This is a genomic window from Streptomyces sp. IBSNAI002, assembly GCF_052244475.1.
GTDB lineage: Bacteria > Actinomycetota > Actinomycetes > Streptomycetales > Streptomycetaceae > Streptomyces.
The window spans coordinates 174123-198348 of sequence record NZ_JBQPXG010000003.1; the positions used below are offsets into that span (position 1 = coordinate 174123).

Here is a 24226-nt window from a genome sequence, read left to right on the forward strand (position 1 = left end):
GCTGATCACATTGGAGTGGGCTTGTGGATCTGCGGCATGGCGGCTGGGCCCCGGAGGTCGACGCCGAGCTCCGTCCGGGTCAGGGGGCCGTCCCGGAAGGTCTGATCGGGACTCTCTACCGCAACGGTGCGGGCAACCATCTGTCCGACTACATCATCGACGGAGACGGCCTGGTCAGCGCCGTGACATTCGCTCCCGGCAGTCCGGTGCGTGTCCGTTCCCGCTACGTCCGGACCCCTTCGTACGAGGCGTCTCTCGCCGCCCGCGAACTGGGCGGCCCACCGGTCCGGCTGCCCGGCGCCAACGCCGTGGGCGGCCGACTTCGAAACCTTCTGCTGCGCCCCGCCGCCTCCCAGGCCAACACCTCGGTGACGATGATCGACGGAAGGCTCATGGCGCTCTGGGAGAGCGACATGCCCTGGGAGCTGGAACCCGACACGCTCGACACGCTCGGCCCCTGCGACCTCGGCCGTGTTCTGAAGCCGTCGGGACTGCTCGGCCGCCGCTTTGCCGACCGCCAGGGCATCCCCTACTCGGCGCACCCGTGCTGGGACCCGGCCAGCGGCGAACTCTGGAACTTCGGCTGCGTCTACGGGCCGCGTCCCCGCCTGGAGATCTATCGCACCGGGCGGGGCGGGCAGACCGAGCATCTACGGTCGGTCAAGCTGCCCCGCCGCTACATGGTCCACGACTTCGCGATGACCGCCACCCACCTGGTGTTCTGCCTCGGCCCTGTCATCCTCGACCTGGGCGCCCTGGCGTCCGGTCGCCTCCCCGCCTTCCAGGCGATGCGCTGGCACGCCGACGAGGCCACTCGCATCCTGCTCGTCCCCCGGGCAGGGGGCCCGTACCGCGTCATCGAGACCGATCCGTGGTTCCAGTGGCACTTCGCCGGCGCCTACGACGACGGCGACGACATCGTGTTCGACCTGGTCCGATTCCGGTCCTGGACCGTCATGCACGAGGCCATCTCCAGCATCAGCCACCTCACCGACCCGTCCTGCTTCCCGGTCGGCCGCCTCTGGCGCTACCGCGTCGGCACCTCCGGCAAAGTCGAGGCCCACCAACTCCACGGACTGCCACTCGAGTGGCCCACCATCGACTCTCGGCGCTCCACCACAGCCCACCGCAACGTCTACGGCGCCTCCGCCAACGACGCCACAGCGGGCGTGGCGTTCACGACAGTCGCGCGCTACGACACCGAGCGAGGCGAGACCGACATCCACGACTACGGACCCGGCCACCTCGTCAGCGAGCCCCTGTTCGTTCCCCGCGACCCGGACCTGCTCGACGAGCAAGGCTGGCTCATCGCCTACCAGACCCACCTCGCCACCGCGGCCACGAACATCGTCATCTTCAACGCCCAGTCCGTCGCCGACGGTCCCCTCTGTACCCTCCCGGTCCCCGAGAGCCTCGGTTACACCTTCCACGGACAATGGACCCAACGGTCGAAGGGCCCTCAGCAGCGATGACTACGCAGAACGGCATCGGCGGGCAGCCGATCACCTCATTCGAGCGGGACGGTCTGGTCTTCGACGTCTCCGACCGGGGCCCACGCGAGGCGGAGGTCGTGGTGCTGTTGCACGGGTTTCCTCAAACGTCCCGCTCCTGGGACCTGCTCGCACCGCTACTGCACACCTCGGGCTATCGCACGCTGGCACCCGACCAGCGCGGATACTCACCTCGGGCACGGCCGCGCGGAAGGTTCGCCTACCGTCTGTCGGAACTCGCCGAGGACGTCCTTGCCCTCATCGAGGCGGCCGGCCTCGGCGAACGCAAGGTGCATGTCGTCGGGCACGACTGGGGTGCGACGGTCGCCTGGACTCTCGCCGCCACCCGACCGGACAAGGTCGCCACCGTAACCGCGCTGTCCGTCCCGCACCCCGCCGCGTTCATGCTGGCCCTGTTCACCAGCCGCCAGTTCCTGAAGTCCTGGTACATGTTCTTCTTCCAACTGCCCTGGCTGCCCGAGCTGGTCGTACGCCGGATCAACCGACACATGAGGGCACGCGTGATCACGGGGCTGGTCGCCGGCGGCCAGAGCGAAGCCAACGCCGGCAGGGACGGGGACTTCCTGATGAACTCAGGAGCCCTCACGCCGGCACTCAACTGGTACCGAGCCATGCCGTTCAACCCGCCAAGGCGGCTGGCCCGGGTCACCGTCCCGACACTGTTCGTCCACAGCGACAAGGACGCCGCACTGGGCCGCACCGGCGCCGAACTCACCCGCAGATTCGTCACCGGCCCCTACACCTTCCACACCCTGACCGGTAGAGGACACTGGATTCCGGAGCAAGCCGCCCACGAAGTGGCCGAACTCGTGCGCACTCACCTCGCCGACTGAGCATGTGTGCGGGAGCGTTCTGCCTTCTGGCTGAAGGCCATGACGGTACGCAGTTTCCACCATGCCGCGGCTCCACGATCACTGTCGGCGGGAACACGAGGCGCCGATGCCGCGGAGCTTCCTCCGACAGCGTGAGAGCAAGCCCACCGCGCCTCGGCCGGCCCGACCGACTGCCGGAGCGGCGCAGCCGAATCACGCAAGCCGCCAGCCGTTCCTCGCAGGGCGTTCGGCCTCCACCACCTCGGCACCCAGCGCGCGGCCGATCCCGCCCAACGACAAACGCCAGCCAACTGTTCGCTCCGACGTCACCTCAGAGGGCTACTCTCCGTCACGCACCTCGCCGAAGTCGCTTGATGAAAGGGCGACGTCGCGCGATGAAGAGGCACCGGCGGTCCCGCGACCGCGGTTCGCCAGTACGACCGAACGCCACATTCCAGGGGAGACCATGACCGGAGAAGACCGACCTCTGCACGCCCAGGACCAGCTCCTGACCAGAATCGACGCGGCAGCGGACCGCGGTCTCCTGGGCGCTCGCAGGACGGTGTACGGGGGAGTGCAGTCGGATTCAGGCTCCTACGGCTGCGCCGTGGCTGCGGGTGTTGTCCTCGGCGGGATCGCACTCGCCCTGTTCCTCACGGGCAAGGGACTCTTCGCGGTCCTCCCCGTGGGCATGCTGCTGTTGATTCTGGTCGGCCTCTGGTACGACTCGTTCACATCGAAAAGGAATCGGGGCTTCCAGCTCGACCTGTACGAGCACGGCCTCACCGCCGCCGTGAAAGATCGAGTCCACGCCGTCCGCTACGACAACACGACGGTCTTCCAGAGGACCGTCCGGCACACAGGTACTGCGGGATACACCACGTACGAGTACAGCCTCACCGATATCGACGGCGAGAAGCTCGTGCTGCGCGGCCGGTCGGACGGGGTCGCGAAGAAGGGTTACTTCGCCAAGCCGAAGGAGTGGGGGACGGCCATCCAGCAGGCGGTCACCCGCGCACAGCTCCCCATGGCCCTCGCCACGCTCGATGCGGGGCAGTCGCTCGACTTCGGCAAACTGTGGCTGACCCGGGAAGAGGTGGGCTCTGCACGTGAGTCCGTGCAGTGGTCCCAGATCCAGGAGGTCCGGGTGGTCGACGGGTTCATCAAGGTCAAGATCGCCGGGAAATGGCGCTCGCTGGGCAGCACCGCGCTGACCAGCCCCTCGGTAGCCGGGACGCCGAACTTCTTCGTCTTCCTCGCCCTGGCCGATCACCTGCGGGGGCCGGGGCGCGGCAGGTCCGGCTGACCAGGCGGAGCCGTCCATGCTGTTCGGGCCGCAGACTCCGCTGTCCCCGGGACAGGCTGGCGGCAGCGAGGCCCGGCCCGTCGCCGAGACAGCCCGCTAGCGCGGTCACGCGCCGTTCAGTCTTCCGGTCCCCCTGCGAGCAAGGTCCACAATCGCCCGGGCCGTCGTGCGCAGCGCGTCGTCGTCCCGAACGGCGCGCCAGGTGTCGTGGTCGACGGGGCGTTCGTCGGTATCGACGAGGGCGAGCAGGGCGGGGATCGCCGCCGTGACGGCCGCCGGATCTGTGGCGGAGACCTCGGCGAGGAGGGCCAGGGGGTCGAGGACCGTCGGCGAGACACTGCCGGGCGGAGGGCAGATCCGGAGCAGCTCCTCCAGGAGGTCGCTGACCTGTCGTGGGTCCGAGGTAAGCGTCCACAGGCCCTGGACGAGCGCCATCGCCTCGAAGTGATTGTTCTTGGCGAGTCGGGCCCGGGCGGCGGCGCGCAGCCGCCGCGCAGTACGTTCCCGCGCCGGTCGGTGGGTGGCGGCGATCTCGGCGAGGAGGAGAAGGGGCTTGACTCCGCCCGGTGTCTTGTAGCCCTCCCGCGCGCTGCCTTCGGTCGCCTTCATGAGGGCGGGGAGGACTTCTCCGGCATCTCCTGTGACCCGCCACAGGGCCCGTGCGGACCGTGTGAGGGCCTTCGGCGCGTCGTGCCAGGGCGTCCACTCCTCGCGCAACGCTTCCTGGAACATCCCGCGCAGCCACTCAGCGGACGCGGCGGCGAGCGGCCCCAACGCGATACAGGCACGGACCTGTGCGTCCTTCCTGACCTTGTCGCCCAGCGCAGGGAACCCGCTCTCCTCGGGGGAGCGCAGCAGGGCGAGTACGGGCTCGTCGTCTCCGGTGAGGTAACGGAACTGGAAGGGATCGATCTGTGCGGTTTCCGGCCAGAAGGCCGGCGGTCCGAGTACCTGCCGAAGCCGCTCATGATGGCCGGCGGCGACCCCGCGGGGACCGGTCCAGTCCAGGGCATGGGCGGCGGTCACCAGGTGGGCGTCGGTGCCGAGGAGTTCGAGCAGTCGGGGGACGACGGGCCCACCGGCCCGGTGCCAGCGGCTGATGACCGAGTAGAGCGCTCCCCGCCCGGTAAGCGTCGTGCTCGCGATCCGGGTCAGCAGTGGATCCAGGAGTCTCCCGGCGTGTGCGGCGAAGGGAGTGAGCGCGTCGAGGAAGTTGGGGTGGTCGGCCTTTCCCTCGCGCCCGGACCAGGTGTTCTCCTCGATCATGAAACCGGAGGACGGCGCGGTGAGGAGTTCGGCGAGCGGCGCCACGCAGCGCACGTCGTCCATGCGGCTCAGTGCGCGGACGGCGTGTCTCCTCGCGGGCTCATGGGATTCGTCGTCCGCGGTGAGGCGAGCCGCGACGCGGTCGGCCCACGGCTGTGCGGCGGCGCCGCACATGGCAAGGACGCGCAGGGCGTCGGTCCGGTTGTCCGACAGCGGATCGTCGACGAGCTCAGCAACTACGGGCAGGAGTTCGGGAACCGCGGAACGCCATCGGCGCATCAGGGACGCCGCGACCAGCAGGCCGCCCCGGCGCTGCAAGGCGCCGTCGTGCCGGAGCAGGGCATGCGCGAGGGTGAGGCGACCGGGCAGATCGTCGCCGAGCCGGGTATCGACTTCGGTGATGACCGACACCCGCCAGGATGTGTTCCCCCCGACGCTCCAGTTCAGCAGCACGTCCGCAGTGACGACGGCGTACGCGGGGTCGGTGTGATCGGGCAGAACGTGACGCAGGGCCTCGACGGCGGTCAGCCGCACGTCGTGACAGGGCGCGTCCAACCACGCCAGCCACACCTCGACGTCCAGGTCGGCGTCGGGCTCCTCGCCCTTGTCGTCGACGGTCAGTCGCTGCCGGAGCCAGGCGATCGCCTCCTCACGCCGTCCCACGGCGTGGCGCGCCAGCTCTCCGACGCCCAGGACGAGCCGCTCCGCCACGTCCTCGAAGGGCTCCAGCCCGTACCGCTCCTGGAAGAGAACGACGAATTCGTCCGCCCGGTGGGCGGCCTGCGCCAGCACGGCGGACACCGGGGCCCGGATATCGCCGGCCTCGTCGCAGAGCAGCGGCAGCAGCGACTCCACCGCCCGCTTCCAAACAGCCTGCCAGGCGGGGTCGACGCCGGGGTGGCACGTGCCGTCCGGGCGCGCGGCCTCCCAGGCGGCGTTGGCGTTGGCCGTGGAGGCGATCTCGGTGATCGTCTCCAGGAGCTCTCTGCGTACCGTTACCACCGGATCAAGGGCTGCTTCGACGAGGAACGGCAGGACTTCGGCCGCGGCCGGCAGCAGAGTTGTCCCATCGCCCCGGCACGCGTACTGCAGTTGCGTCAGGGCGCGTTCGGCCGTGTCCCGCTCCGACGCCCATAGCTTTTCCAGCACCTCGGGCCCGTACTGCCCGCCCCCGTAGGGGTCGAACACCTTCGACCAGTCGACCTCCACGGCGAACCGCGCCAACCGCTCCGCCCACGCGTCGCCGCCCGCGCACTCCTCACCCGAAGCCTCCACACCCACGCCGCTCCTCCTTCCGAAGCCCTGCCCCGTGGCAGGACGCCACCAGGTGTTCGGCGGTTCCGGTTCCCACCGCACGTCGCTCCCCTTTGATCGGAAGAACCGTGCGAATAGCATGCGGACGTTGATCACGGGATGCGTCACCTGCTGAGACTGGTGGGGCTGCGCCGGCAGATGAGAGCGCGGATACACCATGGTTGAACGTGCCACCCTCAGGGGCGGGCCGATCGTGATCAGAGTCTCAGGAGCAGGGTGGCATCCCACCTCCCCTGTACATTCCGAGCGTGGTTGAATCCCGCGTGTGATCACATACATGCCCAAGCGTTTCGTGTAGCCGTGGTGGAGCCTCTGGCCCCGTCGGATCCCCGGCGCATCGGCCCGTACCAGCTCGAAGGGTGACTCGGCGCGGGCGGCATGGGGCAGGTCAGTGTCAGTTGTTCTGCCGGAAGTGTCAGTGGGTTGAGGCGGTTGGGTGGGGATGGGGTGACGGTTCGGTCCGGAATGCGGAACCTGTTGGGCGGGTGATCGTTGATGGAGTGGGTGCACAACCGTCCCGGGCACCTCGAGCTCTGGGACGGACCTTCCGAGCCCTACGCCCGTGCTGTGACCTTCTCTTGCGATGGGGTGTTGCAGTGGCGGGATCGGGGATCCGGGGCAGCCCGCGCCGACATGGGGTGCGCGGGCAACGCCCGGTCTTCACAACCTTGGGGCCGCCGGTTCCGGTCTGAACCGTCAAAAATTGCACTGCTCGGCTCGACTTCACCGCTGCGGCGTGACCTCCGGCGCCCAGGGGCGCTGGATGGGGCGACAGGTGCACTGTCCCGTCGCCCCCCTTGGGACCTGTGCAGGTGATGGCCTCGACTCAGCTCCCTGTGTCGGGGCCATCGTCGTTACTGCCCCCGCGGTCGAGGCGCGCGGGGGCAGGCCCCACCCGCTGCTCTTGATGCCGTGTGGTGAGTGTCGTGGTCCCTCCCGGTCAGCGGTACAGGTCCTCGTTGAGGCGGCGGTGCAGCAGCAGGAGGGTTTCTGTGTCGGCGACGTCGGCGAGCTGGTGGAGCAGGGCACCGATGGCCGGGTCGTCGCCCGCGCGTACGGCCGCCACGATGCGCTCGATGAGCGGGGCCGCCCCGGTGGGGGTGGCTGCCGGACCGTGCGGGGCCCAACCACGGTCGTCCGGTCCGGCAGCGGGGGATGCAGCCCCGAGGGGGCTGGTGGCCGTCACCGGTTCAACGCTCCTGCGCGGCGCCGGTTACCCGGTGAGCGGCGAGCACGGCCTTGGCGGTGCGTTCCTCGATGACGACGCCGAACTCGTACAGGCCGATCTCCAGGACGTCCTCCACGGTCGCCTGCGGGGTCCGCTTGACGGCGAGTGCGGCGGCGCCGCGGGCGATGGTCTTCTCACGCCCGGGGGCGTCAAGGTCCTGGAGCGCGGACAGCACGGTCCTCCACAGGTTGCTCATCGGTCCATGTCTCCTTCGCGGGGGCGGTGTCTGCCTGGCTGTGCTCACCGGAGTCGTCGTGGGTGGCGCCGGCGTAGGGCCGAAGGGCCTCACACCGCCTGGGCGGGCGCCGGGGAAGAAGGAGCTTCCCTCGATGCGGTGCGGCTGGGGGATCACCGGGTGCTGCCTTCGAGCGGGGCCGGGACACGGGAGGCCCGCAGCTCGCGCAGGTCGGGGATCGGGGCGCTCCTCTGCGTCTGGGGCGACGGCGGCATCGACCCTCACGACGCCGCTCAGCACCAGGCGGCCCTCGAAGACCTCGCCGCCGCCGATATGGTCACCCGCGGCGACATCGTCGACCAGCTCCACGACAACGTCGCGTACATCCTGTGGATGCTCTCCGAACCGCCACCACAAGGCACCGACCCCCCTCCGCGCTGCCACTGCGGTACTGACACCCGCAGCGACCACCCCGGTGACATCCGGTGTCCAACGCCACTGACATCCATTTCCCAGGTTCTGGCTCAGGTTCTGGGCTCTGTCGCTAATTTGGGGGTAGTTGGGCAACTATCCGGTGTGATGGGTGGAGTTCAGGTCAGGGATCTTCTTCTGCCTGGTGTCGCGGTGGAGGTCGACCAGCTGGTGCTGACGGATGTGGAGGTCCGGGTCGCGGTGCGGTCAGGGGCCGTGTCGGCGGCCTGTCCGGACGGGCCGGAGATCTTCGAGAGTGCACTGCTACTACGAGCGGACTCTGGCGGATCGTCCGGTCGCCGGCCGGCGTGTACGGATCGACCTACGGGCGCGTCGACTCGTGTGTGGGAAGGGGCAGTGTGACCGTCGGACGTTCGCCGAACAGATACCGGGCCTGACGCATCGCCACGCACGCCGCACCGACGCACTCACCGCCCAGCTCACCGACGTGGCCCTATTCCTGGGAGGACGGCCAGGCGCTCGCCTGTTCCAGCGCATGGCAATCGACACCTGCAAGGACACCCTGCTCCGGCTGATCCGTAAACTGCCGCTCCCTTCGTCGGGATCGGTGCCGCATCTCGGCGTCGATGACTCGGCCGTTCGCAGGGGACGGACCTACGCGACGATCCTCATCGACATGGAAACCCATCGCCCGATCGACGTCCTGGCCGACCGAGCCGCAACGACTTTCGCATCCTGGCTGCGGGACCATCCTGAGGTGCGGATCGTCTGCCGCGACCGTGCAGGCTCCTACCGGGACGGGGCCCAGGTCGGTGCCCCGCAGGCTATGCAGGTAGCCGATGCCTGGCCGCGTCGGCGCTGATGCCGAGCTGGACGGCGGCCTGTTTGACGGTGAGTTCGCCCTCGCGGAGGCACTGGGTGCGCGGGGCGCGGATCTGGTAGGCGTGGCGGATCCAGCGCACGGCCTTGACGTCGTAGGGGCGGCCCTTGCCGGTGCGGTGGTCGCACGCATTGAGGCTGTCGGCGAGCTCCGGGTCGGTCTGTCACTGGCCCAACTCCCGCACCAGGTCGACGGCTTCGGGCGGTGTGCGGTCAGGTCCCCGGCGGCTGGTCGTGATCAAGTCGGTGGCGCCGGTGTGCCAGCGGATGCCGATGCGGACCTGGCCGGTGGGGTCGTCGGCCAGCACGGTGATGTCGCTGATCAGCGTCCTCAGCAGCCGCTTGCGGCCCTTCGGGCTGGTGGCTGGGTCGTCCCAGAGCCGGGGCAGGTCGGCGGCGAGGGCTTCGAGTTCGGCTCGGCCGGGCAGGGGCGGGCGGGCCTGCTGGGCGGCGACCAGCGCCGCCTCGGCCTCGGTCAGCGCGGTGAGCTTGGCTTCCCAGCGGCTCTCCAGGGTGCGGGCGACCAGGCGGTTCTCCGGTTCGACCTGGGTGAAGGCCCGCTCGGCGCGGTCGGCTTCGTAGCGGGCGCGCTCGACGGCCAGCTCGGCAGCTCGGTGGGCTCGGGTGTGTCGCTGGGCGACCTGGTCGGCCGCGTCGAGGACAAGGGTGACCTGATCGGTGGTCAGCGTGGTCAGCAGCAGCCGAGCGACCGCGTCGTCGACGGTGGCGGCGGAGATCGAGCGGCAGGACTGGGTGCGGGCGGAGTCGCGGTGGCCCATGCAGTCGTAGTAGGCCCGTTGGCGGCGGCCCTGGTAGCGGGTGCGATCCGGCATCCGCAGGACCCGCAGCCGATGATTCCCCGGCAGAGCGGCTCGCCCTCGCGGGGCGGCCGGGCACCGCGGTTGGTGCAGTTCGCCGCCAGCTTCGCCTCAATGTCCAGGAACCGCTGCCCGGTGATGTAGCCGTCGTGGTGCTCGGGCAGGACGATCGCCCACTGGTCGCCGGGCACCGGAGCCGGGCGTGAGCCGCGTTCAGCGACTTCTCTTTCACGGTCAGCTCGCCCTTGGGCCGCCGCCGGACCGGGCGGCGACGTCTGGGCCGGCTCTGGTGGTCCGCATCCTGGAGGGCCGCCACGGCACCGAGTCCATCACCCGCGTCCTGATCACCACCAGCGACGGCAACGGCGAGTGGTCCACGGTCGGCGTCGGCGAGAACGTCATCGCCGCCTCCTGTAAAGCGCTCCAGGAATCCTTCACGTACGGCCTCCTGCACAGCGCGGCACACCGTGCTTGCCGACGCTGAGGAAAGCAGGACCGACGCCACACTGGTGGTCACCCTGACCAACACCCCTGGTGCTCTGCGCCGGGTGACCGCCTCGCTCGGAACCATCCCCGTCAGCGAACTGACGTACGCGGCTTCACTCGCGTCGCGGGGCACGGCGCGGATCACACTTCCGTGGAAGTCCGCCGACCGTGCGCGCAACAAGCTCAACCGTCTGGTGGAGGTCCTCGCGGTCACCGACGCCGCCCCTTGATCGCACTCCTGCCGGTCGCCATGGTGTACCTGTCATTCCCGCCGGCCGATCCGGACCAGCAGAAGAGCGACGTCGTCGTCGGGTGCGGGAGCGAGCAGGTCCACCACCTTTCGGGAGAGGCCGTCCAGCTGCAGCGCCGAGCTGTCGCTCAGCACGTCACAAAGCTGGTTCAGACGCTCGTCGAGGTCCGCGTCGCGGGTCTCCACGAGACCGTCGGTGTACAGGGCGAGGAGAGTGCCCGGAGGCAGCGGGAGATCCGTCGGTACGAAGTCGACACCGCCGACTCCCAGCGGAACGCCCGCGGGCAGGGACAGCAGTTCGGCCCTGCCGTCGGGGTGGACGACGACGGGCGGGAGGTGGCCTGCCAGCGTGATCGAACAGGAGCCGGCCGCAGGGTCGCACACCGCGTAGACGCAGGTGGCCAGGGTGGTGGCCGGGATGTCCGCCAGGGTGCTGTCGAGCTGCCGCAGCACCTGCTCCGGAGGCAGTGCCAGACGGGCGAACGCGCGCATGGTACTGCGCAGTTGGCCCATGGCTGCCGCGGCCGTGATGCCGTGTCCCATGACGTCACCGACGATCAGAGCGGTCCGGCCCGCGGGCATCGCCACGACGTCGTACCAGTCTCCGCCGACTTCGTCGGCGTCGCTCGCGGGCCGGTAGCAGTGGTCGGTCTCGATGCCGGGCCTCGTCGTGAGCCGGTGCGGCAGCAGACTGCGTTGCAAGGTCACGGCTGTGTCGTGTTCGCGTGTGTAGAGGCGGGCGTTGTCGAGGAAGACGGCGGCCCGGGACGCGATGTCGAGGGCGAGTGTCACGTCGTCGGGCGAGAAGGGCGGGGCGGGCTTCGTGCGGTAGAAGGCCGCCGCTCCCAGCGCCTTGCCGCGGGCGAGCAGCGGGACGGCGAGCAGAGAGTGAGCCCCCAGCTCGTGCAGCTGCCTGAAGGTGTCGGTGTGGCCGGGGAAGACGGGAAGGGTTCGCTCGTTCATCTCGCGACCAGAAAGGGGTCGCCACGTGCCATGGCCCGCGCGTACGGGGCATCCGCCGAATGGTGGAGAGTCGCGCCCGGCGGAGCGAGGACCTGCGCCGCAGGCGAGCCGTGTGCTGGTGCCTTGCCCAGCCGCCGGACGACGATGTCGCCGGTCAGGCCGTCGGCGGGCTCCGCGGCGGCGTCGTCGGCGATCTCCGCCAGCAGGTCCACGGTGGCGAGGTCGGCGAGCCCGTGAAGCGCCACGTCGGCCAGTTGCTGCGCGGTCTGCCGCATGTCCAGTGAGGTGGACATCCGGGCACCGGCCTCGCTGAGCAGGTGGAGTCGCCGTCGGCTCTCCATGGCCTCCTGCTCGGCCCGGACCCGTGCGGTGATGTCGACCACCGAGGCACCGACGCCGAACGGCTGTCCCCGGGCGTCCTCCAGACGGAAGTAGGAGCAGGACCAGACCCGCTCCTCGTCCGGAGCCGCCGGGGAGCGACCCGTCGCACGGAAGCCGACCACGGACTCGCCCGTGTCCAGCACTCGCCGCATCACGCTCTCCACGCCGCCCACATCCGGCAGCACGTCGGACAGCCGTCGGCCGAGGTGCTCGGCCTCGGGCATGCCGTTGATCGCCTCCAGGGCCGGGTTGACGCGCAGATAGCGCAGTCCGTTGTCGAAGGCTGACTGCCCGATGGGCGAGTGGCTGAACAGACCCTCCAGGACGGCGCGCGAAATCCGCGCCTCCGCGGCTACGGACATGTCCATGAGGAATGCCAGCACGTCTGCACCGGCCGGAACCCGGTAGACCCACACCATGAGTTCCACCAGCCGCCCGTCTCGGTGCCGTACGGTGCACGGCCCCGCCGTGTCACGGCCCGCGGCCAGCCGCTCCAGCAGCGAAACCGGCACGTGGCCGTCCTGCGCCGGATCGAGCAGCTCGCCCCGGCTGCCCAGCACCTGTGCGGACGGGTAACCGAGCAGAGCCTCCGCGGCGGCATCCCAGTACGTGATGCGGCCCGACCCGGCCACCCGCACCCCTGCCACCAGAGGGGCGTCCGGTCCCGGCAGGTCCCACAGGCGCGTCTCAGCCGCGTCGGCCGTCTCGTCGGATTCTCCGGGACCCTGCATGGGGCGCTCCTGCCGGACTACTCCTTTCCCTCATGAAAGCACCTGTTCGCGCGGTGCACACGTCGGCGTCCCCGTGCTTCGTCGGAGGTCCTCGGCTGCACGCAGGGGCGCCGCGTCATCGGGCACCCACGCTCAGTCCCTGCCGAGGACCTGCTCCGCGCCGATGGCCTGTTCCGTCCAGATCGTCTTCCCGGAGGCGTCGTAGCGGCTGCCCCAGCGGCTGGTGACCTGGGCGACGAGGAAGAGTCCGCGGCCGCCCTCGTCGTCGTTGTGGGCACGGCGCAGCCGGGGCTGGCTCTCGCTGGAGTCCGTCACCTCGCACACGAGTACGGCGTCGCGCACCAGGCGCAGCCCGATGTCGCCCGTGGCGTAGCGGACGGCGTTGGTGACGAGTTCGCTGACGACCAGCTCGGTGGCGAAGACGTTCTCGTGCAGTCCCCAGGCGGTCAGCTGGGCGACGGCGACCTCACGGGCCTCCGCGACGGCGGCGGGATCGGGCGGGAAGCGCCAGTCGGCGATGGAGTCGTCGGGAACGGCACGCGTACGGGCGAGCAACAGGGTGACGTCGTCGGTCCGCTCGGCAGCCCGCCGCGCCCGCTCCACGAGTGCCTCACCGATCCGTCGCAGCGGGCGTCCGGGACGGCAGGCCGCACGCAGGCGGGCGGCGTACTCGGCCTCGGGGTCGGCTGGCGGTCTCCGCGGGTCACGCCGTGACCGGCGTGCGGTGTCGAGGAGGCCGTCGCTGTACATCGTCAGGACGCTGTCCTCGGGCAGGGAGACGTCCGTGACCTCGAAGGGCACCCCGCCGACGCCGAGAGGCGGCCCGGGCCGTACGTCGATCACGTGGGTGGTGCCGTCGGGGTGGACGGCGACGGGAGGCGGGTGGCCGGCGCTGGCGAGGCGGCACAGCCGGGTGACCGGGTCGTAGACCGCGTAGAGGACGGAGGCGCCCAGGGTGTCGGGGTGGGCGGACTCCGCGGCCATGCGCTGGACCAGGTCGTCGAGCCGGATCAGCAGTTCGTCGGGAGCCAGGTCCAGGTCGGCGAGTGTCTGCACGGCGGTGCGGAGCCGGGCCATGGTGGTGCTGGCCTCCAGGCCGTGCCCGATGACGTCGCCGACCACCAGGGCGGTACGCAGCGAGGACAGGGCGATCGCGTCGAACCAGTCGCCGCCCACGCCGGCCTCTCCGCGGGGAGGCAGGTAGATACCGGCGGTCTCGGCGGCCGCGGTGCTGGATGACACGGGCGGGAGCAGGCTTCTCTGGAGCGTCTCGGCCACCCGGCGCTCACGGGTGTAACGGCGGGCGTTGTCGATGCCGAGCGCCGCCCGGGTGCTGATCTCCTTGAGGAGCTTGGCGTCGTGGCCGGTGAAGGCGTACTGCCGTCGCGTCCGGAACACCTGCACGTAGCCGAGCACGCGGCCCCTGGCGACGAGCGCCGCGCCGATGGAGGCGTACAGGTCACGCGGAATCATGCGGGCCGCCTGGGGAACGTCGCCCAGGAAGCTCAGATAGTCCCGCCGGTCGTTGGCGACGAGGACCGTACCCCGCTCCAGCTCGCGGAAGCCCGGTTGGTCGGGGACGGCCGGCAGGATCTCGCCCACCTGGACCAGGTCGGCGGGCCAGGCCCCGTGGGCGTGTCTGGCGGCGATACGGCGGAAGTCACCGCGCAGCCCGTGGACGCGGAGCGGCGGCTCGGCGCCCTGCAGGGTCGCCTCGGAGATCTCCACCGCGGCCAGATCGCCCAGCGTGGGGACCAGCGTCTCCACGAGTCCCTCCGCGGTGGAACGAATGTCCAGGGCATCGCCGGCGCGAGATGCCTTGTACACCAGATTGAGCCGACGCCCGGACTCGTACCGTGCGGTGACGTCCACCAGGGAGGTGAAGGTTCCGCTGATGTCCCCCCGCAGGTCGTACAGAGGGGCCGCGGTCAGCGAGTAGATCAGATCCGGCTGGTCCGGCCGGGGTGCGCGCAGGACGCCCGCCGCTCCCACCACCGGGCGTCCGGTCTCCATCACGTGGCGCAGGAGGTCCGCACCGGTACCGTCACCGTCCACCAGGGGCATGTCACACAGCGGGTCACGGCCGCCCTCACCGACCCGTCCGGACCGCCGGACGGTGGGGCTGCACTGCCGCAGCCGCAGATCAAGGCCGTGGAAGGCCACCTGCCAGGCGTCCTGCGTCAGCACCGTCCGGGCCACTGCGGTGTGGTCACCCCACTCCGCGAGGACCTTCGCGGGCAGCCCCAGCGCCAGGACGGCCGAGCCGCTCAGCGGCAGCAGCCTGACCCAGACATCCACGCGTTCGCCGTCATCGCGCCGCAGCGTCAGAACACGCCCGCCCGGCGCCCCGGCCGGAGGCTTCCCCGCGGGGCGCCGGGGCGCCACCAGCGCCCGGGCCGGGCGTCCGATGACGTCGACGTCGGCATACCCCAGGAGTTCCGCGGCTGCCCGGGTCCATGCGGTGAGGACGCCCGACCCGTCGATGACGGCGGCGACCGCACCGTCCAGCGGCATGGGAGGGACGCCTGAAGCCGGTCGGGGCATGCCCATCTGACCACCCTGACTCTGTCGGACTGACGGCCTCAGTCTCGGACACGCGTATCTCCCCGGCAAGCGGGACGCGTCACCACGACCACGCGGCGTGACGCGGCACCCGAGAATCGGCACGTGGCTGCGTCGGCCGTCAGCCGGCCAGCACGTTCTCCAGCGCCCCGAGGGCGAGGTGGAGGTCTTCCTCCTCGATGCACAGCGGCGGCGCGATGCGGATCGTGGAGCCGTGCGTGTCCTTTACCAGGACGCCCGCGGCCAGCAGGCGCTCGCTCACCTCGCGCCCGGTGCCGACTCGGGGGTCGATGTCGACACCGGCCCACAGGCCGCGTGAGCGGAATTCCACCACGCCGTGGCCGACGAGGGCCGCGAGCCGGGCGGACAGGATCCGACCGAGCCGCTGGGCGCGCTGCTGGTATTCGCCCGTTTCCAGGAGGCGGATGACGGCGGAGCCCAAGGCTGCGGCGAGGGGGTTGCCGCCGAAGGTGGAACCGTGGGTGCCCGGACCGAGTACGCGCATGACGTCGGCGCGGCCCACCACCGCGGACACCGGCACGATGCCGCCGCCGAGTGCCTTGCCGAGCAGCAGCAGGTCCGGGAGGACCGACTCGTGGTCGACGGCGAGGGTGGCGCCGGTGCGGCCGAGGCCGGACTGGATCTCGTCGGCGATGAACAGGGTGCCGGTGCGCCGTGTCAGCTCCCGGACGCCCGCGAGGTAGCCGTCGTCGGGGATCAGCACGCCGGCCTCGCCCTGGATGGGCTCGATCAGGACGGCGGCGGTGTTCTCGCCGATCGCGGCCTCGATCGCGGACAGGTCGTTGTAGGGCACCGTCGTGAAACCGGGGGTGAACGGCTCGAAGCCGGTGCGTGCCACCGGGTCGTCGGAGAAGCTGACGATGGTGGTGGTGCGGCCGTGGAAGTTTCCGGCGGCCACGATGATCTCGGCCCGGCCGGGAGCCACGCCCTTGACGTCGTAGGCCCACTTCCGGGCGATCTTGAGCGCGCTCTCGACGGCCTCGGCGCCGGTGTTCATCGGCAGGGTCATGTCGAGACCGGTGAGGGCGGCGAGGGACTCCGCGAATCCGGCGAGTCGGTCGTTGTGGAAGGCTCGGGAGGTCAGGGTGACGCGGTCGAGCTGGCGATGGGCGGCGTCGAGCAGAACGGGGTGGCCGTGCCCGAAGTTGAGCGCCGAGTAGCCGGCCAGCAGGTCCAGGTAGCGGCGGCCCTCCACGTCCTCGACCCAGGAGCCTTCAGCCTTGGCCACCACCACCGGAAGCGGATGATAGTTGTGCGCCAGCTTCTCCTCCTCCACGGCGATGAGTTCGGCGGAGGAGCGGGCCGCGGCGGGCCTCTGCGAGGTGACGGTCATGCGCTACGTACCTCCTGGGTGCAGCACTTGGCGCTGCCGCCGGACTTGTGGAACTCGGACAGATCGACGGGAACCGGCTCGAAACCGCGGGCCGCGAGCTGCGCGATGAGGCCGGTGGCCCCGGGCGAGACGATCACGTGCCGACCGTCCGAGACAGAGTTGAGCCCGAAGGCGAGCGCGTCCTCGCGGTCGGCGAGGATCGCGTCCGGATAGAGCCGCTGAAGCACCTCGCGACTGCCGGGAGAAAAGGCTCCGGGGTAGTAGGCGACGTTCTCGTCGTCGAGGGCGAACAGCGCGGTGTCCAGGTGGTAGAAGTACGGGTCCACCAGGCGCAAGGTGACCGTGGGGACGCCAAGGTACTCCTGCGCCTCCTGGTGAGCGGCCTCGCTGGTACGGAACCCGGTCCCGGCGAGCAGGAACCGCCCTACCGGCACCAGGTCGCCCTCTCCCTCGCAGACGGACTCCGGTTCCCGGACGTCGAACCCCGCGGCCTTGAACCACGCGTGGTGCGCGACGCTCTCCGGACGGCGTTGCGCAGCGTGGAACCGGGAGCCGAGCACCCGGCCGTCGACCACGACGGCGCCGTTCGCGGCGAACACCATGTCCGGCAGGTCGGGCACGGGCTCCAGCATCTCGACGGCGTGGCCGAGCGACCGGTACGTGTCGACCAGGCTCTGCCACTGGGCCAGGGCCCGGGCGTGGTCGACCGGGGTGTCGGCGCTCATCCAGGGGTTGATGGCGTATCGCACGTCGTAGAAGCGGGGTTCGCACATGAGGTAGCGACGTGGTCGCGCGGTCGGCGTGGACGGCACGGGCTTCCTTTCAAGGGGAGCGGCAGGGGGTGTGCTCAGCGTAGAAAGGACCCCTGACCTCCGACAATGCCCGCCGATTGCGTGTACGCGCAGGAGTTTTGCGCCTGAGGGGCCTGCGGCGGCGTTTCTTTTCACGGCACCGGTCGGCGCGTGCCCCGCTCAGGGAGATGCCGAGGCGCCGGCGTCGGGGGAACCGGGCAGCAGGTGGGTGAGGACGATGACGCTGTTCGTGCGCCGCACGAACGTCTCCGCCCGGATGCGCTCCAGAACCTCTTCGAAGTGTTCGATGTCCGCCGCCCGGATGTGCAGGAGGGCGTCGGCGCCGCCGGTCACCGTCATGGCGGCGACCACCTCCGGGTAGGCGCGGGCGACCTCCGCGAGCCGCCGCGGCGGTGCGGCGCTCTCGCAGAACACCTCGACGTACGCCTCGGTGCGCCACCCGAGGGCGGACGGCCGTACGACGGCGGTGTAGCCCGTGATCACCTCCGCCTCCCGCATCCGGTCGACGCGGCGTTTGACGGCGGCGGGGGAAAGGCCGATCTCCTGGCCGATCTCCACGAAGCTGCGCCGGGCATTGGCCACGAGAGCCGTGAGGATCTGGCGGTCGAGATCGTCGAGTGACGGGGGCTGTTGGGCCATTCGCCGTCTCCCTCCCTTTCCACTGGTTCGCGCGGTCGGCTCCGCAGTGCGCCGAGCGCGTCCGGCAATCCCGACATGAGCCTGACGCATGCGGGAGTCCGCCGCGCGACACAGCGGTGGCGGATGCAGTGCGCGGGCGCGGAACGGGCCGAAGCCGTGCGCACGGCCGGACCTCGCGTGCTCGGGCCATCCCGGTGGCCGGGCCCGTTGCGGCGCCGCAGGGGGTTTGTGCGGCGCCGCCCGGAGGAATCATGCCGCGACGGGAAGACCCGGGCCTATCCGGGCCCGATCACCTACGGATACTCATCTATTCCCTCTGGGCAGCAGCACGGAAGCCCCCCCACGCGCATGCAGACTCACTCCTCCGCATCCACCTGGCCGACGGCCGCCAGCTCCTTGCGCGAGTGCGCGCCGGTCTTGCGCATGGCCCGGGCGACGTGCTGTTCGACGGTGCGCGGCGAGAGGTGCAGGGCGCTGGCGATGTCCCGGTTGGTCATGCCCGCGCCGGCGAGTTCGGCGACCTCCGCCTCGCGTGGGGAGAGGAGGTCCCCATAGCCGGGCCGCCCGGGGGCACGCCGCCCCTCCACGGGTCGGTGTCCGCGCAGGTCGGCGCGGGTGCGGGCGGCGTCCCAGGCGGCGCCGAGCGCCTCGAAACGGTCGGCGCAGTCAGCGAGGGCGGCAATCGCCTCGGGGGCGTGTTCGCCGAGGGCGAGCGCGCAGCGGGCGGCCGCTGTCGCGGTGAGCGCCGCGTGGTACGGGCGGGGAAGGACGGTGTACGCGGCCGTGGCCTTCTCGTACCGCTGGACGGCGGCGGTCAGGTCGCCTGTGTACTCGGCGAGGACTCCGTAAGTCCAGTCCAGGGCGGCGGACGCGGAAGGGGCGTCACGGCCGGTGAGTCCGGCCGCGAACTCCTCGGTCATCTCGCGGGCCGCCGAGGAGGCCCCGGCTCGGGCGGTGGCCTCGACCGCCCAGGGGGCGAGTTCGGCTCCCCAGGCCCAGACGCCCTTGGCGCGCAGCCGCCGCCAGGCGGTCGCGGCCTGGGCGGCGGCGAGTTCGGTCTCCTCACGGGCGAGGGCGAGCCGGATCAGGGCACCGGACGCGGCGGCGGAGAGGGGGACGGGGCAGTCGTCGAGGTCGAGGGCGTGGGGCCCGATGAGGTGTTCGGTGAGGTCGGCCCATTCGCCTCGGGCGAGGGCCAGCAGGCCGAGGACGATGCGGGCGTCGGAGGCGATGTACGGCATGCCGCCGGCGTCGTCGACGAGGGCGCGGGCTCGCGCGGGGAGCCCGGCCCATCGGCCGGTGGCCCAGTCCAGGACGAGGGTGCAGCTGCGGCCGGTCTGCTCGGCGTAGGAGGCTCCGCTGCGGGCGGCGAGGGCGATGCCTTCCTGGAGCAGGGTGCGGGACTGCTCGTAGTGGCCGAGCCAGGCAGCGGCGTCGGCGGCGTTGCACAGGCCGCGGGCGGCCTGCTGGCGGCAGGCGACGAGATCACTGTCCCGGGGTAGTCGGTCGATGAGCGGCCAGGCGGCCGGATCGCCGATGTTGAGCAGCACGCTGACCTGGTTGGCGGCCACCGCCGCCTGCGCCACGGGGTCGCCGGATTCGGTGGCCACGGCGAGGGCGCGTTCCATCCAGCCGATGTTGTCGGCGAGCGGTATCCCGGGCCAGTACGGCATGGCCAGAGCGGACATGGCACGGGCCAGCGGCGCAGGCTGAACCGCCAGATCGCCGACGGCACGGACAAGCTCGGCCTGGCCCTCGCGGACCCGGCCCATCTGGTTGCACAGGAGCAGGCCGAGGTCGAGCCGGATCTCCCCCCGGACACCCGGAGCGAGGCCGGGGTCGGCGACGATGTGCTGGAGGACGTCCCTCGTCTGCTCCGAGTGCAGCCCGATGACGGCGCTGCGGGCGAGCATGACGGCCAGCCGGGAGCGGGCGTGCGGCGGCACCGGACCGTTGGCCAGGGAGGACTCCAGCAGCTGGACGGCGCGCTCGACCTCGCCGGTGTCGGCGTACTGCTCGGCGGCGCGTTCCACGCCACGCAGCCATCCGCGATCGTCACCGCAGGCCCGGCGGTGGCAGGCCACGGCCTCCCAGGGAACCGGCTGCCGCCGGGCGAGAAGCTCCGCCGCCCGCCGGTGCAGCGCCTCGCGTACGGGACCGGGAATGACACGGCGGACGGCGGCGGCCGCGAGGGGCGCGGCGAAGCCATACCGGCCGTCGCCGTGCTCGTGCAGTACGGCGCCGCGCAGCGCGGCGAGGAGAGCCTCGTGGCCGGCGTCCTCGGACAGGCCGGCGACGGCCGCGAGATCACGGGCGGTCGCGGGCCGCTCCAGGATCGCGGCGGCGAAGACCACCCGGCGGTGCGGTTCGGGCACGGCCGTGGTGCGCCGCAGGACGAGCGTGGCGAGCCGGGGCGGTGTGCCGACCCCCTCCAGGTCTTCGACGCGTGGCGGCATGCCGGGACGCCCGGCCCCGTGGGCGGCCATCAGGTCGAGCAGATCGGCGACGGTCTGGGCGTTGCCGCCGGAGGCATGGTGCAGGGCGGCGGCGACGTCGGCGGGACATCGCTCCGCGTCCAGGGCGGCGGCCAGTCGCCCGACGGCGGCGACGTCGAGCGGGCCCAGCGTGTGCCGGACGACCGTCAGCCCGGCCGGGAAGTCGGTGTCCGGTCCGAGGACCAGGCCCGGCGCGATCAGCTCCTCGGGGCGGTAGGTGAGCACGCAGGCGAGCCCGGCGGGCCGTGCCGCCAGCAGCCCACGCAGCACGGCAGCGTCGGTGTCGGGGGCTTTATGGACGTCCTCGACCGCGAGCAGGACGGGTCCGGCGGGTTGCTGTCCTTCGGCGGCTGGGACGGTCGTCCGTGCGGGCACCGGCAGCGCGGTGAGCAGCCGGGTCAGCAAGCTGCTCTTGCCGGTACCCGCGGCGCCTTCGATCAGCAGCAGGACCGGCCGGGCCTCGGTGTCCTCGGTGAGCGGGCCGGACAGCAGGCGTATCAGCTCGGTATCCGCCAATTCAGGCATGTTCGTCACCCTGTGGTCCCGGTGTCCCTTCTTGTTTGCGTATCCGTACTTCAGTCTCTCCTGATTGCGGCTCGCCTGTGTGGCGGGGAGCGTGGGACGGGTCAAGCCCTCCGGGCCCGTCGGGCCGACGGGGGCCGCCGCCGGCCCCACCGGCTGCGCAGGCAGGAGCCCTGTGGTGAATGAGATGACGGACCCGAGCCCCCTCATGGCACCCCGGAAGGCAACAGAGCCGACGCCGCGACGCCTTCTCGTCGAGGAGGTGCCGCCCTGCACCGGCCGGCTGCTGGCCGCGGTGACGATGCCCGCACTTCCGGCGTCCGTGCCACTGCTGCGAACCGTGGCACGCAGAGTGGTCGGCGGTTGCCGCCTGCCGGAAGGCGTCGAGGAGTCGGTCACGCTGATCGTGACCGAACTCGCCACCAACGCGGTCCTGCACAGTGGCGGCGCCGAGGTGGCCGTGTTCATCGAGGTCGGCAACGCGGCGGTGACCGTGCGAGTGCGCGACGACGGACAGTGGCACGAACGCCACACTCCGCGATGCGAGGCCGTCGACGTGGACACCGCCTTCGGTCGCGGCCTGGACCTCGTCGACGCGTACGCGCTCGAGTCGTCCATCGCGCGGACCGCCACCGGCACAACTGTGAGGGCCGTCGTCGCGTTCTAGCGGTACCCGTTCCCACGGCGAGTGTTCGCCGCCGCATCGACGACCGCCGCTCCCGCCCCACTGCGGCCGGGCTTGAGCAGTCGGACCCACGCGTCTCCTTGCACTGTCCCGCTGCCGAAGCGGCCGGATCCCCCGCCAACACAGGCTGCCCGCACCGGGGCTTCGGCTGCGCCCTGCACGCACATGGCCTGGGCCCTCCGCGAGAAGCGGCCCAGCTCCTGACTCGCGGGTAACGTACCGTACGCCGCCTGCGACCTGCGAACAGCCCTGCCCGCTGTGCGCACTGATCGATCTGGGCTTCAGGCCGCGATCGACGCCATGAACGTGCTTGAACCAGGCGGGGCATGACACCGGACGGGTTAATCACGTATCCGTAGCGGCACGCACCCGGATAGGCGTCCGGCCGGTTCCAGCCATAGGTTCCTGCCATCCGGCCGGCCGGACCGCTCCCGCAACGGGGGACGCGCGGAACAGCCGACCGGTGCACCGCACGGCTGAAGGGAGTCGTGTGCGGCGCGCTCAGCCCACCAGGCCACGGCGACCGCACCATGCCTCCCAAGCATCCGGACCCGAGCGCACCCCACGCCGACGCAGCTCACGGTCCGGGGCTCCCTTCACCCGCCGCGCGGCCGGCCGCCGCACCAACCCCCACTTCTCCTGTTCGCGGCCACAGGAGCCGGTTTGTCATGCACTGACCATGATGCATGGATTCGTGCTGCCGGGTCGAACCCCTGGAAAGGCCACGCCTTGAACGGCTACAGACGCATTCGTATATCCCTGCTCGCGGCGACCGCCACCGCGCTCCTCGCCGCCGGCACCGCCACCTCCGCCGCCGCACCCTCCCCGGCCGCCCCCGACGCCGCACCGTCCGCCGCTGCCGGTCAGGCGCCCGTGGAGCGCCTGATCGTCGGCTACAAGTCGGCAGCCACGGAGGCCACATCCGACTCCGCGGCGTCCAAGGACGCCCAGGCGAAGGGCAAGAAGGCCGGGGAGTCCCTCGGCTTCGAGCGCCGCCTGGGCACTGGCGCGGCACTGGTCGACCTCGGCGGCGAGCTCGGCAAGAAGGACTCGGAGGACGTCATGGCCGCCTTCCGGGCCGACCCGGACGTCGCCTACGTGGTCCCGGACCGGCGGATGTACGCCGCCGCCGTGAACCCCAACGACTCCCAGTACTACCGCCAGTGGGACCTCTTCGAGGCGACCGCAGGCATGAACGTCCCCGGCGCCTGGGACAAGGCGACCGGCTCGGGCGTCAACGTCGCGGTCATCGACACCGGCTACGTCAACCACTCCGACCTCGCCGCCAACATGATCGCCGGGTACGACTTCATCTCCGACCCGTGGATGGCCAACGACGGCGGAGGCCGTGACAACAACGCCGCCGACCCGGGCGACTGGCTGTACTCCGGCGACTGCGGCACCGACTCGAACGGCAACCCGGTTCCGTACAACGACACGAACAACTCCTGGCACGGCACGCACGTCGCCGGCACCATCGCCGCCAGCACCAACAACAGCAAGGGCATCGCCGGCATCGCGTACAACGCGAAGATCCAGCCGGTCCGCGTGCTCGGCAAGTGCGGCGGCACGACGGCCGACATCATGGACGGCATCACCTGGGCATCCGGCGGCTCGGTGCCGGGCGTGCCGGCCAACCCGAACCCCGCCGACGTCATCAACATGAGCCTCGGCGGCAGCGGCGCCTGCGACTCCGGCACCCAGAGCGCCATCAACGCCGCCGTCAGCCGCGGCAGCACCATCGTCGTCGCGGCGGGCAACAGCAACATGAACGCGGCCAACTTCAACCCGGCCAACTGCTCCGGCGTCATCACGGTCGCCGCCTCCGACCGCGAGGGCAACCGGGCCTCCTACTCCAACTACGGCACCATCGTCGACATCACCGCCCCCGGCGGCGAGACCGGCGCGAACTCCGCGAACGGCATCTGGTCCACGCTCAACACCGGCACCCGCAGCGTCGGCAGCGAGACCTACAGCGCCTACCAGGGCACCAGCATGGCCGCCCCGCACATCGCCGGCCTCGCCGCGCTGATGAAGCAGGCGACGCCGTCCATGACGCCGGGCCAGATCGAGGCCGCGATCAAGAGCAACGCACGCCCCCTGCCCGGCTCCTGCACCGGCGGCTGCGGCGCGGGCCTCGCCGACGCGACGGCCACCCTCGGTACGCCGAGCGGCAACACGTTCACCAACTCGGCGAACTACACCATCTCCGACAACGCCACGGTCGAATCCCCCATCATGGTCACCGGCATCACCGGATACGCCCCGACCGACCTCAAGATCGCCGTCGACATCAAGCACACGTACCGCGGCGACCTGGAGATCGAGAGCGTCGCCCCGAACGGCCTCGCCATGGTCCTGAAGAACACAAGCTCCAGCGACAGCGCCGACAACGTCGTCACCACCTACACCGTCGACGCCTCCAACGTCCTCGCGAGCGGCACCTGGAAGCTGCGCGTCACCGACCTCTACACCGGCGACACCGGCTACATCGACTCCTGGAGCCTGACCTTCTGACGCTCCGCGTCCCGTCCCCCAAGGGGCCTGCCGATGCCGAAGAAGGCATCGGCGGGCCCGGCGGTCGCTGACCTGCGGGGCGTAACGG

General features: G+C 71.1%; 18 protein-coding genes and 1 pseudogene. 8 read left to right on the forward strand and 11 right to left on the reverse strand.

The window, feature by feature from the left end; translation table 11 throughout:
* Nucleotides 1-23 precede the first annotated feature (23 nt).
* The 3 genes from ACTVZO_RS40670 (at nt 24) to ACTVZO_RS40680 (ending at nt 3629) form a co-directional block, all read left to right on the forward strand.
* The gene (locus ACTVZO_RS40670) at nt 24-1472 is read left to right on the forward strand and encodes a carotenoid oxygenase family protein (protein ID WP_443303616.1); all 1449 of its coding nucleotides are present in this window, start codon (nt 24-26) and stop codon (nt 1470-1472) included.
* Nucleotides 1469-2344, forward strand: coding sequence for an alpha/beta fold hydrolase (locus ACTVZO_RS40675; protein WP_443303617.1), 876 nt, complete (start codon nt 1469-1471; stop codon nt 2342-2344). The genes ACTVZO_RS40670 and ACTVZO_RS40675 overlap by 4 nt, the downstream gene beginning before the upstream one ends.
* A gap of 445 nt (nt 2345-2789) precedes the next feature.
* Nucleotides 2790-3629 carry a DUF6585 family protein gene (locus ACTVZO_RS40680; protein WP_443303618.1) on the forward strand — a complete coding sequence of 280 codons (840 nt, stop codon included), beginning with the start codon at nt 2790-2792 and terminating at the stop codon, nt 3627-3629.
* A 105-nt stretch (nt 3630-3734) separates the two neighbouring features.
* Here the strand turns inward: ACTVZO_RS40680 and ACTVZO_RS40685 are convergent, their stop codons facing one another.
* The 3 genes from ACTVZO_RS40685 to ACTVZO_RS40695 all read right to left on the reverse strand — a co-directional run bounded on the left by ACTVZO_RS40685 (nt 3735) and on the right by ACTVZO_RS40695 (nt 7633).
* On the reverse strand, nt 3735-6176 hold the full coding sequence (locus tag ACTVZO_RS40685) for a hypothetical protein (RefSeq protein WP_443303619.1): 2442 nt from the start codon (nt 6174-6176) through the stop codon (nt 3735-3737).
* A 973-nt stretch (nt 6177-7149) separates the two neighbouring features.
* On the reverse strand, nt 7150-7395 hold the full coding sequence (locus ACTVZO_RS40690; protein WP_443303620.1) for a hypothetical protein: 246 nt from the start codon (nt 7393-7395) through the stop codon (nt 7150-7152).
* 4 nt (nt 7396-7399) lie between these two features.
* On the reverse strand, nt 7400-7633 hold the full coding sequence (locus ACTVZO_RS40695) for a hypothetical protein (RefSeq protein WP_443303621.1): 234 nt from the start codon (nt 7631-7633) through the stop codon (nt 7400-7402).
* A 631-nt stretch (nt 7634-8264) separates the two neighbouring features.
* On the opposite strand from ACTVZO_RS40695, the gene ACTVZO_RS40700 reads away from it, so the two are divergent.
* Nucleotides 8265-8906, forward strand: coding sequence for an ISL3 family transposase (locus ACTVZO_RS40700; RefSeq protein WP_443303622.1), 642 nt, complete (start codon nt 8265-8267; stop codon nt 8904-8906).
* A gap of 181 nt (nt 8907-9087) precedes the next feature.
* On the opposite strand, the gene ACTVZO_RS40705 is transcribed toward ACTVZO_RS40700, so the two are convergent.
* Nucleotides 9088-9756 carry a hypothetical protein gene (locus ACTVZO_RS40705; protein WP_443303623.1) on the reverse strand — a complete coding sequence of 223 codons (669 nt, stop codon included), beginning with the start codon at nt 9754-9756 and terminating at the stop codon, nt 9088-9090.
* A 277-nt stretch (nt 9757-10033) separates the two neighbouring features.
* On the opposite strand from ACTVZO_RS40705, the pseudogene ACTVZO_RS40710 reads away from it, so the two are divergent.
* Together ACTVZO_RS40710 and ACTVZO_RS40715 are read left to right on the forward strand one after the other, a co-directional pair.
* Nucleotides 10034-10225, forward strand: a pseudogene (locus ACTVZO_RS40710) (alpha-isopropylmalate synthase regulatory domain-containing protein); the annotation flags it as partial.
* On the forward strand, nt 10209-10457 hold the full coding sequence (locus ACTVZO_RS40715) for a hypothetical protein (RefSeq protein ID WP_443303624.1): 249 nt from the start codon (nt 10209-10211) through the stop codon (nt 10455-10457). The pseudogene ACTVZO_RS40710 and the gene ACTVZO_RS40715, both read left to right, overlap by 17 nt.
* A gap of 32 nt (nt 10458-10489) precedes the next feature.
* On the opposite strand, the gene ACTVZO_RS40720 is transcribed toward ACTVZO_RS40715, so the two are convergent.
* The 7 genes from ACTVZO_RS40720 to ACTVZO_RS40750 all read right to left on the reverse strand — a co-directional run bounded on the left by ACTVZO_RS40720 (nt 10490) and on the right by ACTVZO_RS40750 (nt 20939).
* Nucleotides 10490-11440 carry a PP2C family protein-serine/threonine phosphatase gene (locus tag ACTVZO_RS40720; protein WP_443303625.1) on the reverse strand — a complete coding sequence of 317 codons (951 nt, stop codon included), beginning with the start codon at nt 11438-11440 and terminating at the stop codon, nt 10490-10492.
* A complete protein-coding gene (locus ACTVZO_RS40725) occupies nt 11437-12552 on the reverse strand; it encodes a PAS domain-containing protein (protein ID WP_443303626.1) in 1116 nt (371 codons plus the stop codon). The genes ACTVZO_RS40720 and ACTVZO_RS40725 overlap by 4 nt, the downstream gene beginning before the upstream one ends.
* A 132-nt stretch (nt 12553-12684) precedes the next feature.
* On the reverse strand, nt 12685-15066 hold the full coding sequence (locus ACTVZO_RS40730) for a SpoIIE family protein phosphatase (RefSeq protein ID WP_443303627.1): 2382 nt from the start codon (nt 15064-15066) through the stop codon (nt 12685-12687).
* Between the two features lie 169 nt (nt 15067-15235).
* Nucleotides 15236-16468: an ornithine--oxo-acid transaminase gene (rocD, locus tag ACTVZO_RS40735; protein WP_443303628.1), complete on the reverse strand. Its 1233-nt coding sequence runs from the start codon at nt 16466-16468 to the stop codon at nt 15236-15238.
* Nucleotides 16465-17280, reverse strand: a complete 816-nt coding sequence (gene ddaH, locus ACTVZO_RS40740) for a dimethylargininase (protein ID WP_443303629.1) — start codon at nt 17278-17280, stop codon at nt 16465-16467. Before ddaH ends, rocD begins: the two co-directional genes overlap by 4 nt.
* Before the next feature lie 159 nt (nt 17281-17439).
* Nucleotides 17440-17919, reverse strand: a complete 480-nt coding sequence (locus ACTVZO_RS40745; RefSeq protein ID WP_443303630.1) for an Lrp/AsnC family transcriptional regulator — start codon at nt 17917-17919, stop codon at nt 17440-17442.
* Between the two features lie 356 nt (nt 17920-18275).
* Complete coding sequence (locus ACTVZO_RS40750) at nt 18276-20939, reverse strand: LuxR C-terminal-related transcriptional regulator (protein ID WP_443303631.1); 2664 nt, start codon at nt 20937-20939, stop codon at nt 18276-18278.
* A gap of 184 nt (nt 20940-21123) precedes the next feature.
* Here ACTVZO_RS40750 and ACTVZO_RS40755 point away from each other — a divergent pair, with 184 nt between their 5' ends.
* Both ACTVZO_RS40755 and ACTVZO_RS40760 read left to right on the forward strand, forming a co-directional pair.
* Nucleotides 21124-21603: an ATP-binding protein gene (locus ACTVZO_RS40755; RefSeq protein ID WP_443303755.1), complete on the forward strand. Its 480-nt coding sequence runs from the start codon at nt 21124-21126 to the stop codon at nt 21601-21603.
* Between the two features lie 747 nt (nt 21604-22350).
* Nucleotides 22351-24138 carry a S8 family serine peptidase gene (locus ACTVZO_RS40760; RefSeq protein ID WP_443303632.1) on the forward strand — a complete coding sequence of 596 codons (1788 nt, stop codon included), beginning with the start codon at nt 22351-22353 and terminating at the stop codon, nt 24136-24138.
* Nucleotides 24139-24226 lie beyond the last annotated feature (88 nt).